Origin of the sequence: Asticcacaulis excentricus CB 48 (assembly GCF_000175215.2) — a bacterium.
Taxonomy (GTDB): Bacteria; Pseudomonadota; Alphaproteobacteria; order Caulobacterales; family Caulobacteraceae; genus Asticcacaulis; species Asticcacaulis excentricus.
The window spans coordinates 83,540-98,238 of sequence record NC_014819.1; the positions used below are offsets into that span (position 1 = coordinate 83,540).

General features: G+C 60.4%; 13 protein-coding genes. All 13 read left to right on the top strand.

Features of this window, described 5'->3' with window-relative positions; translation table 11 throughout:
* Positions 1-4: 4 nt before the first annotated feature.
* The 13 genes from ASTEX_RS18755 to ASTEX_RS18810 are packed head-to-tail and all read left to right on the top strand — an operon-like array spanning position 5 to position 14,696.
* On the top strand, positions 5-811 hold the full coding sequence (locus ASTEX_RS18755) for a DsbC family protein (RefSeq protein WP_013481210.1): 807 nt from the start codon (positions 5-7) through the stop codon (positions 809-811).
* Positions 804-1,250, top strand: a complete 447-nt coding sequence (locus ASTEX_RS18760; protein ID WP_013481211.1) for a TraV family lipoprotein — start codon at positions 804-806, stop codon at positions 1,248-1,250. Before ASTEX_RS18755 ends, ASTEX_RS18760 begins: the two co-directional genes overlap by 8 nt.
* Positions 1,247-3,994: a type IV secretion system protein TraC gene (gene traC, locus ASTEX_RS18765; RefSeq protein ID WP_013481212.1), complete on the top strand. Its 2,748-nt coding sequence runs from the start codon at positions 1,247-1,249 to the stop codon at positions 3,992-3,994. Before ASTEX_RS18760 ends, traC begins: the two co-directional genes overlap by 4 nt.
* On the top strand, positions 3,975-4,292 hold the full coding sequence (locus tag ASTEX_RS20105) for a purine-cytosine permease-like transporter (RefSeq protein WP_013481213.1): 318 nt from the start codon (positions 3,975-3,977) through the stop codon (positions 4,290-4,292). Before traC ends, ASTEX_RS20105 begins: the two co-directional genes overlap by 20 nt.
* Complete coding sequence (locus ASTEX_RS20110) at positions 4,276-4,749, top strand: TrbI F-type domain-containing protein (RefSeq protein WP_013481214.1); 474 nt, start codon at positions 4,276-4,278, stop codon at positions 4,747-4,749. The genes ASTEX_RS20105 and ASTEX_RS20110 overlap by 17 nt, the downstream gene beginning before the upstream one ends.
* Positions 4,733-5,239, top strand: a complete 507-nt coding sequence (gene lepB, locus ASTEX_RS18775) for a signal peptidase I (protein WP_013481215.1) — start codon at positions 4,733-4,735, stop codon at positions 5,237-5,239. Before ASTEX_RS20110 ends, lepB begins: the two co-directional genes overlap by 17 nt.
* Positions 5,239-5,871 (top strand): type-F conjugative transfer system protein TraW, encoded by a 633-nt coding sequence (gene traW, locus ASTEX_RS18780; RefSeq protein ID WP_013481216.1) that lies wholly within the window; start codon positions 5,239-5,241, stop codon positions 5,869-5,871. Before lepB ends, traW begins: the two co-directional genes overlap by 1 nt.
* Entirely contained in the window at positions 5,868-6,878 is a 1,011-nt protein-coding gene (gene traU, locus ASTEX_RS18785; protein WP_013481217.1) for a conjugal transfer pilus assembly protein TraU, read from the top strand. The genes traW and traU overlap by 4 nt, the downstream gene beginning before the upstream one ends.
* On the top strand, positions 6,868-7,599 hold the full coding sequence (gene trbC, locus ASTEX_RS18790) for a type-F conjugative transfer system pilin assembly protein TrbC (protein WP_013481218.1): 732 nt from the start codon (positions 6,868-6,870) through the stop codon (positions 7,597-7,599). Before traU ends, trbC begins: the two co-directional genes overlap by 11 nt.
* Positions 7,596-9,419 carry a conjugal transfer protein TraN gene (gene traN / locus ASTEX_RS18795; RefSeq protein ID WP_013481219.1) on the top strand — a complete coding sequence of 608 codons (1,824 nt, stop codon included), beginning with the start codon at positions 7,596-7,598 and terminating at the stop codon, positions 9,417-9,419. The genes trbC and traN overlap by 4 nt, the downstream gene beginning before the upstream one ends.
* 4 nt (positions 9,420-9,423) lie before the next feature.
* The gene (locus ASTEX_RS18800; RefSeq protein WP_013481220.1) at positions 9,424-10,347 is read left to right on the top strand and encodes a conjugal transfer protein TraF; all 924 of its coding nucleotides are present in this window, start codon (positions 9,424-9,426) and stop codon (positions 10,345-10,347) included.
* 11 nt (positions 10,348-10,358) lie between these two features.
* Positions 10,359-11,744: a conjugal transfer protein TraH gene (locus ASTEX_RS18805; RefSeq protein ID WP_013481221.1), complete on the top strand. Its 1,386-nt coding sequence runs from the start codon at positions 10,359-10,361 to the stop codon at positions 11,742-11,744.
* A 9-nt stretch (positions 11,745-11,753) separates the two neighbouring features.
* Positions 11,754-14,696, top strand: coding sequence for a conjugal transfer protein TraG N-terminal domain-containing protein (locus tag ASTEX_RS18810; protein WP_013481222.1), 2,943 nt, complete (start codon positions 11,754-11,756; stop codon positions 14,694-14,696).
* Positions 14,697-14,699: the final 3 nt, after the last annotated feature.

The following is a 14,699-nucleotide window of genomic DNA, read 5'->3' on the forward strand; positions in this document are numbered from 1 at the left end:
TCGTATGTTGCCTCTCTCTAAGCCCAAACTCATTGTGCCTGCTATGCTGGCACTGGTGGCGATCGCGGTCACCGGCACCTTCCTCCTCGGTCCGAAAACAGAGGAAACCGTCAAGACAAAGATCGCGGCTCATTTTCCCAATAGCACAGTCAATTCGGTTTCATGTAAAACCGCCATCGGCCTGTGCGAGGTCGTCATGGGGAAGAACCTCCTCTATGCGACCCGAGACGGGCGTTATGTGGTGGTGGGCGCGGTCCTCGACCTCAAAGCCCGCAAAGACCTGACCGATCAGCGGTTGAAGGAGTTGGCGGCAGTCGATGCGGCCACCACTTCGGTTGAAGGCCAGCGCGTCGAGGCTCCGGTGAAAGCTGCCGCCGGCAAGCTCAGCGTCACCCTGCCAAAGGCTAACGCCGTCATCCATAATCCAGGTGCGCCGCTGAAGATGACTGTCTTCGGTGACTATAGCTGCGGCTACTGCCATCAGCTTTTCGCTCAACTGGCCGGCACGACCAACATCGAAATCACCGAATATCCCATCGCCATTCTGGGCCCACAATCGGCGGAGAAGGCGCGCCTGGTTATGTGCGCTGGCGACCGGGCCGCGGCGGCGGAAGCCGCCTACACGGGTGGTGAGATCAAGACGGGTGCCGACTGCGCAAAGTTTGATGCTGTGATCGCCGAGAACACCCGCTTCGCGCAGGCCAACGGCATCAACGGGACGCCGGCGATCATCCGTGCCGACGGTACGGTCAACGCCGGCTTCCTGCCCTTGCCGGATCTTATCCGCTTCCTGGAGGGCAAGAATGTTTAAGCGCCTGATCGTCATGCTTCCACTGCTGCTCAGCGCGTGCGCGTCCAGCAACACCTCGACCAAGTGGACCTGCATCGCCGAAGGCGATCACTGCACCACGATTGCCGATACCGACTCGCGGAAAGATCGCCCGCAAAGACTGTCGGGCGACCCGGTCATTTTCGACGCGAAACCGGCACGCTGGTGGCAACCCAATGCGCCTGGCACGGCAACGCGCGATTTCGATCCACGCCGCGACGGCGACCAGGTGATGCGCGTCATCGTGGCACCCTATGTCGATGCTCAGGGTGATTATCATGCGCGGAGCGAAATATTCGCGGTCGTCCGCCGGGCTCAATGGTGGCTGACGCCGCCCGTGGCCAAGACTGCTGCACCCGAAGCCGGCACGGATCTGAGTGTCGACGAAAAGCCCAAAGTCAGTTCAGGGGAAAAACCATGAACCTGAACTTCGACGCGGTCAGGCGGGAGGTGTTTCGAAGCGCGCAGAAGCTGGTGGCCGAGCGCATCTTCGGCGACATGCCTTCCGTCGACACCGGTATCAGCTGTGAGTTTCCCCCGAGCCTGTCCGGCTACTTGCCCTATCGGTCATTTGATGAGGTTCGCCAGCTTTATGTGCAGGATGCCACGGTCGGTCTGGTTCTGGAACTGATCCCGCTGCTGGGCGTGACCGACGCGCAGCACGCGCTTCTGGCGCAGGTGTTCAATGACGCCCTGCCCGATGGCGCGCATGTCCAGATCATCAACTATGCGTCGCCACGTACGGGGCACATTGTCGACAGCTGGGCGCGCAGTAGATCGGCCGGTGGGGAGATATTCGAGGAACTGGCCCGGCACCGCCGTCAGCATCTGATGAACGGTATATGGACGTCGTTTTCGAAGTCTGCCCCTTTCAGCATGCGCGACTACCGCGTCATCCTGGCCATTGAGGTGAGAGGCGATGTCAGCGGACCCGCTGGCGACGCCCTCGCGGAGTTGCGCGAGGTAATCAAGGGCACGCTGGCATCGATGGGGGGTGCGGCCTTCACCCTGATGCCGGATCAGTTGCTGTCGTTCTGCGCGGCTGTCCTCAATCCGACCTCTTCGACGGTGTATGACTCTATACCGTACGACCGGGAGGACTGGCTTAACCAGCAGATCGTCAGGCGCGACACGACCGTCACGCAATATCGCGACCGGCTTGTCGCCACGACAGCCTATGCCGGCGATGGCTACGATCAGGACCTTCTGCCCAAGGGCAGCCGTCGAGAGCGCTGGGAGTTTCGAGCCTTTTCGCCGGTCCGATATCCGGAAAATGCCTCGCAGGCCGTGGTGGCGCGGCTCATCGGCGACTTCTTCAACAATCAGCTTCAGAACATCGGCTCGAACCTGACGGTGCTCTATTTTTCGCCGATGACGCTCGATGAGAGCAAGACCACGGTCGAGATGAAGACGATGCGCACGAGCCAGCAGGCCAGCTCGCCGACGGCCAAGTTCTTTCCGGCGATCCAGAGGGCGGCGGACGACTGGACAGCCGCCAACCAGGCCGTCTCCATGGGTGCCAAGCTCTGCCATATGGGCATGTTCGCCATCTCCATCACGCCGCTGCAGGATGCCGACCGTGCCGAGCGCCAGCTTCGGGCGGTCTGGGGCGGGGCGGGTTTCGAGCTCTCACGCTCTGATGTCCTGCATCTGCAGACGCTTCTTGCGGCGCTGCCGCTGACCATGGGCGACGGTCTGGCCGACGACTATAAGGCCCATAAGCGTCTACGGCGGATGCCGACCAGCTGTATGGCTATGTTGGCACCTTTTCAGGGAGAGTTTCGGGGCTTTCAGCGACCGGACATGCTGTTCCTCGGCCGTCGGGGCCAGCCCTTTTTCTTCTCGCCCTTCTCCAACGAGGAGGAGGGGATGGGCGGTGGCAACCACAATGTGTCTGTGATCGGCGCATCGGGGTCCGGCAAGTCGGTTTTGATGCAGGAGATGGCCGGGGGACTGCGCGGGCGCGGCGCCGATGTCATCGTGCTCGACGACGGATATTCGTTTCGCAACACCTGCAAGATTCAGGGTGGGCAGTTCATCGAGTTTAATCTGTCGAGCGATCTGAACATTAATCCGTTTTCGCTGGTCGATTATCAGGAAGCCGATCTTGATGAGGAGTATCGGTCCGAGTCGATCAACGCCCTCAAATATACCGTTCTTCAGATGGCGAAGGGGGATGATCTCTACCTGAAGGAAGAGCTGGGTATGATCGAGCGCGCGGTCGTCGAGGTGTTCGAGACGAAGCGCGCCGAGGGCGGCATTGAGGACGTCGCACTCTATCTGGAGGCTCATTTTGGTGATCCGGGCCGCGCCATGGCGATCGCCATGGAGCCTTACCGGCTGCGCGGTAGCTACGGCAAACTCTATAACGGCCAGGCCAATCTGGAGATCAGCAGTCCCTTCACGGTGTTCGAGCTGTCCCCCCTCGAATCCAAGAAGGATTTGCGCGCGGTCGTCATCCTCTCGCTGCTGATGGTCATCCGCCAGCGCATGAAGCATGGCGGCCGCGCTCGGAAGAAGGCCCTGTTCATCGACGAAGCCTGGCAGTTGCTGGGCGACGGGGCGGCGGGTCCGTTCATCGAGGGCTTTGCGCGGCGCTGCCGGAAAGAGGGCGGGGCACTGATCACCGGCACTCAATCCCTGGAAGACTATCAGCGGACGGCGGGCGGCCGGGCCTGTATCCAGAATTCGGAATGGAACATCATCCTGAAGCTGAAACCGGAGTCCGTCGATGCCTTTGCCAATGAAGGCATTCTGCGGGCATCTGAGGCCGAGCTTGAACTGATCCGATCGCTGTTCACGTCTCAGGGCGAGTATTCTGAGGCCTATATCCGGGGTGCCGGCACGAAATTCATCGGTCGCCTTGTGCTCGATCCTTATTCCCTGGCGCTCTATTCGACGAAGCCGGAAGTGCTCGACGCGATCGAGCGTCTGGTCAGTGCTGGCTATTCCGCCAAGGAGGCCGTCCGATCCGTTGCGTTCAAGGTCCCGATCGAGACCCACTGGTCCAAGGCGCAGATCCGGCAAGCCGAACTTTTGATGGGTGACGGTGAACTCAAGCCGTTCATCGAGCGCTATGGCGCCATGTCGAGCCGGGAACGCAGGATCTTCGCGCACCGCCTTTTCGGAGAACTGGAGGGCAACGATGCGCAGGCATCTCTGTAACGCCCTAGCCGCGACCCGCCAGTATCTGCCCGGTTGGAGCTGGTCGGGTCTGTTTCACCAATTGGAGACTGCGGCCATCGCGTTTGCTGTTTCAATAGGCCTGACGCTCGTCGTCTTCGGTTTTCAGGTGGATTCCTGGATGCACGAATGGGCCAACTTCCTGCGCCACTACGTGGGCGCCGCACCTGTCGCCCGCGCCCCTGTGAACCTCTTCCTCTTCGCTGTCTATCTGACCCTGTTCGCCGTTGTCTGGCTGAGCCGCCGGTCCAAAAGGAAGCCCGATGCAAGCCTCGCCTGAAGCTGAAGCCGAAACGCCCTCGCCGGCGCCGAAACCCGCCCCGAAGCGCGAGGCCGCATTGCCGCGCCTGAGAGGACAGCACGTGCTGATCGGGTTGCTGGCCATCAACATGGTGGTCACCGGCGCTTTGTGGTTTCGGGTGATGACCGACACCCGTCCGGTCATCGCGACCGTCGGTCTGACGAGCCTCGCGCGCAATTACGCCCAGTCCCTGGCGAGCGATCCCACCATATCCGCAGAAGCCTTGCAGATACGCACTCAGCTTTTCATGGCCGAAGGCCAGAAGGAGATCGACCGACTGACAGCGGACGGTGGCATGGTGCTGCTGGCGCGCGAATGCGTGCTGAAAGGGGAGGATGTCGATCTTACCCCGCAATTCGCAGCTTCACTGAACACGCAGCTGGCAGCGACGAAATCGCCTGCCGTGGGGGCGGTCGCCAATGTCCCTGAGCAATAGGTTTCCGAAGATAAGCCGCTCGGCAAAGATCATCTGGTCGGTGGCGGCCGCACTTGCCGTTTCGCAGCTTGGCGGCGCTATCGCGTCTGACTACCAGTTCTTCCTGAACGAGACCGACAGTCTGCCCAATTGGGCCTTTTGGGTGAACAAGAACCAGATCGCGCCACAGCGCGGCGATTATTTTGCCTTTGTGGCCCCTCCCAACCCCTATTATCCGGCAGGGTTTCGCTTTGCCAAACAGGTCGTTGGCGTGCCGGGTGATGTGGTCGAAGTGCGCGGCCGCGAATTCTGGATCGATGGACGTCTGGTTGGCATTGCCAAGACCCATGATCAGGCAGGCAATCCCGTCGCCATGTCGTCTCCGGGCGTCATACCCGCCGACAAGTATTTTGTGGTTACACCTCACAAGGATTCCTTCGACAGCCGCTATGCGCTGATCGGATTGATCGACCGCAAGACGCTGGTCGGGAAAGCCTATCCGGTGCTCTGATGGGTCACGTGCGCGCCTCGCTCTTCATCGCGATGACGATATGCGCCTGTTTGCCCGCGCAGGCGGGCGACCTTGGCGCCTATGGCCCGACCTTCGAGATCATCGAAACGGATCTACTGAAAGACATCCTGTCGAAACTCAGGAAGGCGGAAAAGGATGGCCGGATCGATGAGTTGAATCGGAAGTTTGCCGATGCAACCCGGAAGAGGGTCGAGAGCCCGCCGCCGGTGCCCGGCATTGTCACCACGGTAAAGACGCGCACCTGGCTTTACGATCCGTCGATCGTCGTGCCGCAGGAAATAGCCGACGACAAGGGACGGGTATTCGCCCGTCGGGGTGAGCGGATCAATCCACTGGAGCGGCTGCCGTCCTACAATAAGGTTCTGATCTTCATCGACGGGCGTGACGCGCGTCAGGTCGAGTTTGCTGTCGCGCAGTCCAAAAAGCTTGGTCAGGACCGCACGATCATGGTGCTGGTCAACGGCTCGCCCATGGCCACGATGCGCGCCCGTAAGCAGGCCTTCTACTTCGACCAGCTTGGCACGCTGACCACAAAGTTCGGTATCACGCAGGTGCCCGCCACCGTCACCAAGGAAGGGACTGCGCTCAGGGTCCGCGAGGTGGCGCTATGAGGTGGGTGGCCTTACTGACACTTTTTGTTAGCCTCGCGTTTGCAGGGGCGGCGACGGCATCGCCGGCCGACGCCCTTCGGGTCTGCACCGGGCGTTTCGTCAACCCGATCACTGCGCCCTGTTGGGATTGCATCTTCCCTCTGACCATCGGCTCGGTGCCGATCTGGCGGGGGAAGGGGGTACGCATCGATGCGCCCAATCCGCCCAGTCCCATCTGTGCCTGCGGCACGCCGATCCCGCGCGTCGGCTTAACCATAGGCTATTGGGAGCCATCGCGTCTGATGGACGTCACCCAGAAGCCGTTCTGTTTCCCGAACCTCGGTGGGCTCTCGATCAGCCCCGGCTTTGGCTATGCCGGCAAGAGCGAATACCGGCAAGAGAGCGGCGCGGCACGCACGGCGTATCATGCCCACTACTATGTCTACCCGCTTCTGGCTTGGCTTCAGATCCTGACCGACTTCGTGTGCATGGAGTCGTCGGGTTTCGATATCGCTTACATGACCGAGTTCGACCCGTTGTGGAATTCCGATGAGCTGAGCGCGATCATAAATCCCGAGGTCTTCCTGTTCGCCAACCCGATTGCCCAACTGGCGTGCAGCGCGGACTGCGTGGCGGCGACCACGGTGGGTCGGCCGATACAAAAGCTTTTCTGGTGCGCTGGCTGTCAGGGCAGCCTTTACCCGATGACGGGGCAGGTGGCCGGTGACTATGGGCCGCTGACCGGTTCGCTGCATGTCGCCGAGAAGTTTCAGGCTAAGCTGCACCGAGAGCTACTGGCCTGGGGGACACGCGGCAGCCTGTCGCTGTGCCAGCCCATCCCTCAACCGACCATGGACAAACTCCAGTACCGGTTCCAGCTCGTGACGCCGGTGGCCCACAAGAACCTCTTCAGCTGCACCGCCATCGGCAAGTCGACCGTGCCCTATGAACACCTCAAGGTCATTCCGGTTAAGGGGGAGGACATCGGATACCTCGTCTGGAAGAAGAGGAACTGCTGTGCACTCTGATCCAAAGCTTAAAACCCTCGCCTGCGCCGTCGGCGCGCTGCTCCTGTTGTCCGGTCCTACGCCCGCTCAGGAAAATCGCTTCGAGATCGAGGATCTGGTGAAGAGCGCGCAGGCGCGGTCGGACGCCATGAAGGCAGATTTGACCGGCCTCAATGCCAGCACCGTCGAGAAAACCAAGCGCTATGCGCAGGATGCCATCCAACTCGCCAAGGGCAATCGCGAGCGGCTGAGAACCGGCCTGACCTATCTCGGCAAGCAATATGATATCGACTTTTTCGACACCGAAGCCGAGGTCGAGGGCGGAGTGGTCTATGTAGCCGTTTCGCTGTCCATGCCGCGCGAGGCGCTTCGCCAATTGTCGGCTGATGCGCAGAAGGCCGGCGCCGTTCTGGTCATCCGGGGATTTGTCGGCGGCAGTTTCAAGACGACGCGCCAGATTCTTCTCAAGACCTTCAGCGAAGAGGCGGCCGCGGGCGTTCTGATCGATCCGCGGGTCTTCCAGCAGTATCGCATAGATCGCGTACCGAGTTTCGTGGCGGCCAATACGCCGGTGGCCTCGTGTGAAGACGGCGGACTTGAGTGCGCGCGAACCGATGTGCCTTTTGATCTTGTCAGGGGCAATATTCCTCTGGCCACGGCCCTGAAGGTGCTGGCGGAGAAGGGTGACGCCGCGCCGCGCGCCGCGCGCACGGCCATGGATCGTCTGGAGAGCTCGCTATGAACCGGCTCCTGCTCATCGCTGCTGCCTTATCCATTGCCCTGCCGCTGAGCTTTGCGGTTGCGCAGGCGCCGAAACGCGAAGATTTCGGGGCGGCTCTCAACGCCTCGAACGCTGCGACCAATACGAGCGATCTGTACCAGACCCTGCCGGGCTATAAGGGCGACGCACCGGATATGCAGGCCAGATCCGATGATGCCCCTGAGGACTTAAACGCCAGTGGCATGCTTGCCTCGACCTCCAACAGCCTTACGCCTGTGATCCAATCGAACCAGAGCTTCCTCGGCGCTAACCGCATCGATGAGAATGCGGAGTGGGTGAAGAACGCCCTGGCCATCAATGCCGATTCGACCGCGACAGCCGGTGGCGCGGCGGGGTCCGGTTCTAACGCCTGCCATTTGCAGACGACGTCCTCGACGGAAACGACGCTCTACACCTGCGAAAGCGGCAATATGATCGGCGAGGGCGACTTTAGCTGCTCCGTTACGCGCGCTTTCCGCAAGAAAGACCCGGTCACCGGGGCTTGCGTCACCAGCCGTCTGACCGGGGTCTATGGCGCAGTGCCTGACGGCTATCGCTATATCCATCACTGTCAGCGCGCCATCATGCATCATGGTTTGCCGGACGCCAGTAATGGCTGCGGGTATTTGACAGGATCAGGCAGTTGCCTTGCGCTATATGGTTCTGGTCCCGACTGGTCGACGATCTGCAATCGCGTGGTCACGGGCCGGTCGAAGGTGACCTATATCGGACTGTACGAAGAAACCTGCGGAGAGACCGCGGCCTGCACCCTTCAGTCGTCCGTTTGCCGGTCGGACTTTGGTATAGGGTTTTGCGAGCGGGAGGAGCGCAACTATCTGTGCGATGCGGGCGGCTTCGAGGATCTGGGTATAAGCGACAGCGGCTGTACCGCGCTGCTGGCCAATCCGACCTGCGCCTTGCGCAGTCAGATCTGCACCCAAACCGCCAGCATGTTCCCCGAAATCATGGCGCACTTCGGCTTTGCGGCGGACACCTGTTTCTCGACGGCCTTCAGCTACACCTGCCAGAACATCATCGGCAATGGCAGCAACTGTACGCCTGACGCCAGTTGTAGCTTCAAGACGCGAAACTGTATCGACGCGACCGCGTCTGGTGATGCGTCCTGCCAGAGCTGGGAGAATGTCTACGAGTGCAAGAAGGCCGTGACCACGCCGGTCGATGCCTCGGTGTGCGACGCCTCCTGGGTGATGGGCACGACGACGATCGAAGCCGTCGATGATCCCGATCAGGACATCGCCTCGGCGGTGTCGGCCCTGAATGCCGTCAAGGCCGCCTCGAACACCTACGAGGCGGAAATGTCCATCTTCAAGGGACAGGACCTGCGCTGTGGCAAGGCGGTTATGGGCTTCGCCAACTGCTGCAAGGATTCCGGCTGGGGCACGGATGTCGGGCTGGCAGAATGCGACTCCAATGAACTGAAGCTGATGGAGAGCCAGAAAAAGAAGGCCTGCCACTATGTCGGCACCTACTGCAGCAAGGACAGCCTCTTCGGGTGCCTGCAAAAGAGCATGACCTATTGCTGTTACGGCAACAGCCTGGCGCGGATTATTCAGGAAGCGGGCCATCAGCAACTCGGCATCGGCTGGGGCAGCGCCAAATCCCCGAACTGCGCCGGGTTCAGCGTCGAAGACTTCCAGAAGCTCGACCTGACCAATGTCGATTTCTCAGACTTTTACAATGAGAAGCTGGGTCAGCTGGCCGAGACCGACAGGGCCTCGACGGTGACCGCCATTACCACCTCCATCGAAGCCATGAACGGCTCGGGTTCACCGAAGAAGTGACGCCATGAATAAACTCGCTCACGCTCTTGCCATTGCCATTGCGATTTTGACGCCCGCCATGGCGCACGCCCAAGCGCCGGAGGCGCTGGCCTCCACGCCTGCAGAGCCTGAGGTGGGAACGGACTATTGCGAGCGTCGACTGGGGCAGTGGTTCTACTGCGAGGTACCGGTCGCGCCCAAACCGAAGCCGAGGGCTAAAGGCACGGCAAAGCGTGACGACGCGCCCGCTAAACATCCCGATCTTGTCGCGGCCGAACAGTTCAAGAAGGACATGGAGGAGGCCCGTCTCATCGCTGTCTGGAATCCGTCGGCCGAGAACATTCAGCGGTATTACGCCTATCAGCAAATGGTCCTGGAGAAGGGCGGCACGTTTGCCGATACGTGGAGGCGTATGGTCTGGGAGAATCCTGACAAGGATTACACCCTGCAGCGGCCGATCAACACGGCCGGAAAGGCCGAGTGGCTTCAGGCGCGCAATACCGATCGCGACCTGTTCTTCAGGGCCGCTTACGACCAGATCGGCATCTTCTATGTCTATCGTGGCGACTGCGGGCCTTGCCGGGTTGCGTCCCCGATCGTGCGAGCGTTCGCCACCCGGTATGGGATTTCGGTCAGGGCGATTTCAGCGGACGGTGGAGCGAACCCGCACTTTCCGGATGCGCAGATCGACAAGGGGCAGCTTAAGGCCTGGGGTCTGACCTCGGCGGTGACGCCGGCCTACATGATTTTTCAGAAACCGACCACGACCGGCAAGGACGGCATCAAACCGGTCTCGTTCCGGGTGACCGATGGCAAGACGATCACGCTGCGGCCGTGCCGTAACCCGAAGGGGTGCCTGACCTATATGGGCGCCGGTGTGTTGTCGGTCGATGAACTGGCCGACCGGCTTTTTGTGACCCTGGCCACCGAGCCGGGCAAGGATTTTTAGGAGGGGTAATCGTGAAAGCACATCTGAAGGCGGGCGCCTGCATTGTCCTGACGCTTCTGGCAGCGACCCCGGCGACGGCCGATGTCGACGGCGCCATGGATGATTTCTGGTCGGATTCCATGACAGCGACGAACGGCTCCGGGCCATCGGTGTACCAGGGACAAGCGGCGGGGTATTACACACTCGGCAACTACAGCTACCGCGCGCCGCAGATGAACACCCAGATTGCCTCGGTCGGCGTTCCATCGGTGAAGTCGGGCTGTGGCGGCATCGACATTTACGGCGGCTCGTTCAGCTTCATCAACTCCGACCAGATCGTCGCCACGATGAAGGCCATTGCTCAGAATGCGCTGGGCCTGCTGTTCCAGATGGCGGTCGACTCCCTGTCGGAACTGTTGGGCTCGAACATCAAGGACGCCTTCAAGAAGATGCAGGACCTCAACGGGGTCAACATCAATAGCTGCGAGGCGGCGCAGAACCTGGTGGCCGGCACCGTGAACCGGATACAGGCCGCGCAGGCGAAATCCTGTACCGAGGTCGGCACGACGAGCGGTCTGTTCAGTGACTGGGCGAAGGCAAAGGAGCAATGCGGGGTGGGTGGCCAGGCTGAAGCCACGGCAGCAACGGCCGCAGCGGATCAGAAGCCGGTCAATCGCAATGTCGCCTGGGAGGCAATCCAGAAGCATCCCCTGTTTCGCGACGACACCGAGTTGGCCCTGACCATGATGACCCTGACCGGGACGGTCGTCATCGGCTCGAACGGCGGGGTGACCTCCATCGATGTCATTCCGGGCGATGCCAACAAGGACGGCATGATCACCAAGTTTCTCGACGGCGGCACCTATCGGGTTCACCAGTGTGCCAACACCGAATGTACTCAGGTGACCAAATATTCCCGGGATGTGACGCTCGATGTGAACCGCAGCCTGAAGCGCCGGGTGTCGGCCATGCTGGTCTCGATCGTCAACAAGATCCGCTCACGCACGGCTCTGTCCGAAGATGAAAAGTCTTTCCTCGGACTGGTGAGCCTGCCGGTTTACAAGATGGCGAGCGTCCAGGTCGCCTATCAGGGCGGGTTCGCGGCGATTGAGATGGAGCGCTATTCAGACGTCATTGCCCTCGATCTCGTCCTCACCTGGATGTCCCAGAACATGGCCGAAATGACGGCGGCATCGCAGAACCTCGTCGGTGTTGACGAGAAGCTGCTGGTCGACTGGCAGGAGAATGTTCAGTCCGTACGGCAGGAACTCTTCCAGCGCCAGGCCCTGGTGCAGGACCGGATCGTCGCCATGGAGTCGATTATCGCCAAGACGCGCGAGGTCGAGAAGATCATCTTCTCCGAGGGCAATTCGCGGATCGCGCAAAGCCTGATGTTCTCCAGCACCTTCAAGAACTAGGACCGCAACATGTGGGAAGTACCCGTATATGGCGGCGGCGAGCTTTATCGCAGCATCTTCAGCGCCGTGGCCCTGATGACGGGCATGGATGCAGCGGGCTCGATGATCGGGCTCGCCATGATCCTCGGACTGATTTTCGGCATCATCAAAGCGATCTGGGACGTCAACCTCGGCAAGATCGTCAAATGGTACATCATGTGCGCCATCATCTACGGCGTCATGTGGGTGCCGAAGGTGACGATTCAGGTCACAGACAAGCTCAACCCATCGGTCACCTATGCGAACGTCGCCAATGTACCCTTGGGTGTCGGCGTTACCGCCTCGCTGGTCAGCCGGGTGGGGGAGCGGGTGATCCAGTTGACCGAGACGGCCTTTGCCGATCCGGCTGACCTGCAATACTCCAGATACGGAATGGTGTTCGGGGCGAAACTCTATTCGCGGATCGCCGAGGCGCGCCCGATTGACCAGCAGCTCTACGTCAACCTGAAGACCTATATACAGGACTGTGTTTTTTACGACATTCTGGACGGCACGATCGCGCCGGATGCGCTCAACAAGTCCGCCGATCTTTGGGGTGTCATCTCCAATAGCCCTAACCCGGCCCGCACCATGCTCTACTATTCGGGGGCGGCGAGCGAGATTAAGACCTGTGATGAGGTTGGTAACGGCACGGGCGGGCTTCTGGCACCGCTTATTGCTGCTGACCTCACGAATGTGCAGAAGGTCATTCAGCGCAATGTGGATCCCTATGCCGTTGAAGCCAGCCTGACGACCCGCAATGCTGGCGCATCGAGCGCCATGCTCACCTCCATGGGTGTGGCGTCACAAAACTCGACGGATGTCCTGCGTCAGGCGGTCATCGCCAATATGCTGAAGGATGGTCTGGGTAACAGCCCAACTACGTCGGATGCTCTGGCGTCCGCGCACGCGGAGATCCAGACCCACAACGCGCAGAAGCTCTTGGGCGTTATCGGCGAAAAGGCGGTCGTCAACCTCAAGATCCTGATCGATCTGCTGTTCATTGGGATATTCCCGACCATCTTCCCGATCTTCCTCTTTCCTGACATCGGCCCGCGCATGATCAAGGGGTATCTGTCGGGCTTCGTCTATCTCCAGCTCTGGGGACCGATGTATGTGATCCTGCACAAGATCATGATGTTCAACGCGGTCAATCGCTCAACCGAGGCCATGTATCTGCCGGGGGCTGGAACCGAACTGAACCTGATGAACATGGATGCAGTGTCGAAAGCGAATGACGATGTCTGTGCGCTGGCCGGCTCGATGATGCTGATGATCCCGGTTATCGCCGGGATGCTAACCAAGGGTGCCATGGCGGTCGGTGCGCAGGGTGAAACGCTATTGAGCAATTTCAGGTCCGGAGCGGAATCGGCTGCCTCGTCGCAGACAACGGGGAATTTCAGCTACGGCAATGTCACGTTTGATACGGCGAGCTTCAACAACGTTCACGGCAATCAGCAGGTCACCAGCGCTCGGCATGACAACGGCAATGCCCGCGTCGTCGACGGCTACGGCAACGAGACCTTCTATGGTGCCAACGGTTCAACCGGTATCGTGGCGAACACCTCGAAGATGGCGACGGGCCTCCTGTCGAACCAGGGCTGGTCGGAAAGCCTTGGGAAGACGAGTCAATCCTACCAGGACACCGGCACAGGCCTTCGCCATTCGGTACAGGTCGGCTCTTCGGTGGCGAATTCTCAGATTAAGGAGGCCTTCTCCAACTGGTCGCAGGGAAAGGAATGGCGGAACTCCAATAACAGCGGCCATCAGGCGCAAATCGGCCAGATGCTGTCCATTGCCGATCAGGCTGTAAAATATCGCCAGACCCGGTATGGCGAGAGCGAGTCTGAGGCGAAGGCACAGATCGCGGCAGGGAGCATGGGCATCGGCGGTCAGGCGGGGGTCAGTACGCCGGGCGGCAAACTCAAAGGCTTCGACGCGAGTGCCTCGGTTACTGCCAATGCCAGCAAAACAGGTCAAACTACGGGCACGGAGGCGAGGTCGAGTGGTCGAGACGCCGGTCTGGATCAGCGCTTCAACCAGTCACTCACCGATACCTATCAACGTATCGCGACGGACCAGGCTCAGAAGTCATACTCGTCCTTCCGCTCGACCGGGAAGGGCGGCCGTGATGTCGATGCGACGACCTGGACCAGTACGCGGTCCATCAGCGACACAGCTGACGCTTATCAGAATGCGGGCAATCGGCTGAGCGCAGAAAAATCGAATGTCCAAATCTCAGGGGAGTCGATTTCATCGGACGAGACCCGTGCCTTCTACGATTGGCTGGTGCACACAAAGGGTATCGACAAGATGTCGGCAAGCGAAATCGCTGCTGGCGTTTCACCTCAAGCCCTCCAGACGGGCCGGGCCTATGGCATGGAGTATTTCGATTGGAAGGCTGACCAGTTAGGCGACACGAGCCTCCGAACTGATTGGGCAGGCGTGGCGGCACCCAATGCGATTGACAGTGCTGAGGTTGAGCGCGATCTGCGGCGCGCCGAGGCGTTGGACAACAAGGACTATAAATCGGCGAGGGATATTGGTGTGACGAAGAGTGATGGCGGCGCGTCCGGCGGCGGAACAGCCGCACCCCGTCGCGCTCGATCAAAAACTGCCGCCAAAGGCAACGGCACCGCAGATGCCGAAGCTCCTTCCGACGCAGGGAATCTGAGGTGGAGCGGAATTGCTGGCGGTGTCGATCAGATGATGGACACCGCCGGGGCAGGCATTCGGAGCGGTCGAGGAGGGATCGATGGTGAATTCAACCGACTGCAAGGGCAAGCGATCGATACCGAGCAATCTATCATGGGCAACGGTCGAGAGACGTTGGAGAAGGTTATCGATTCACCTGTCTCGGCAGCTATTCCAGGTCTCACACCGATCCGCGCAGCGCGAACATTGTCCAGGCGAGCGAAGAACAGTGAAAACTGATCG

Bases quoted from the DNA above. Each gene is read 5' to 3' on its own strand.
- lepB (WP_013481215.1), top strand. From the start codon at position 4,733: ATGTCCCTGAGCAATAGGTTTCCGAAGATAAGCCGCTCGGCAAAGATC.
- ASTEX_RS18760 (WP_013481211.1), top strand. From the start codon at position 804: ATGTTTAAGCGCCTGATCGTCATGCTTCCACTGCTGCTCAGCGCGTGC.
- ASTEX_RS18810 (WP_013481222.1), top strand. From the start codon at position 11,754: ATGTGGGAAGTACCCGTATATGGCGGCGGCGAGCTTTATCGCAGCATC.
- ASTEX_RS18755 (WP_013481210.1), top strand. From the start codon at position 5: ATGTTGCCTCTCTCTAAGCCCAAACTCATTGTGCCTGCTATGCTGGCA.
- traC (WP_013481212.1), top strand. From the start codon at position 1,247: ATGAACCTGAACTTCGACGCGGTCAGGCGGGAGGTGTTTCGAAGCGCG.
- ASTEX_RS20105 (WP_013481213.1), top strand. From the start codon at position 3,975: ATGCGCAGGCATCTCTGTAACGCCCTAGCCGCGACCCGCCAGTATCTG.
- ASTEX_RS18800 (WP_013481220.1), top strand. From the start codon at position 9,424: ATGAATAAACTCGCTCACGCTCTTGCCATTGCCATTGCGATTTTGACG.
- traW (WP_013481216.1), top strand. From the start codon at position 5,239: ATGGGTCACGTGCGCGCCTCGCTCTTCATCGCGATGACGATATGCGCC.
- traU (WP_013481217.1), top strand. From the start codon at position 5,868: ATGAGGTGGGTGGCCTTACTGACACTTTTTGTTAGCCTCGCGTTTGCA.
- ASTEX_RS20110 (WP_013481214.1), top strand. From the start codon at position 4,276: ATGCAAGCCTCGCCTGAAGCTGAAGCCGAAACGCCCTCGCCGGCGCCG.
- traN (WP_013481219.1), top strand. From the start codon at position 7,596: ATGAACCGGCTCCTGCTCATCGCTGCTGCCTTATCCATTGCCCTGCCG.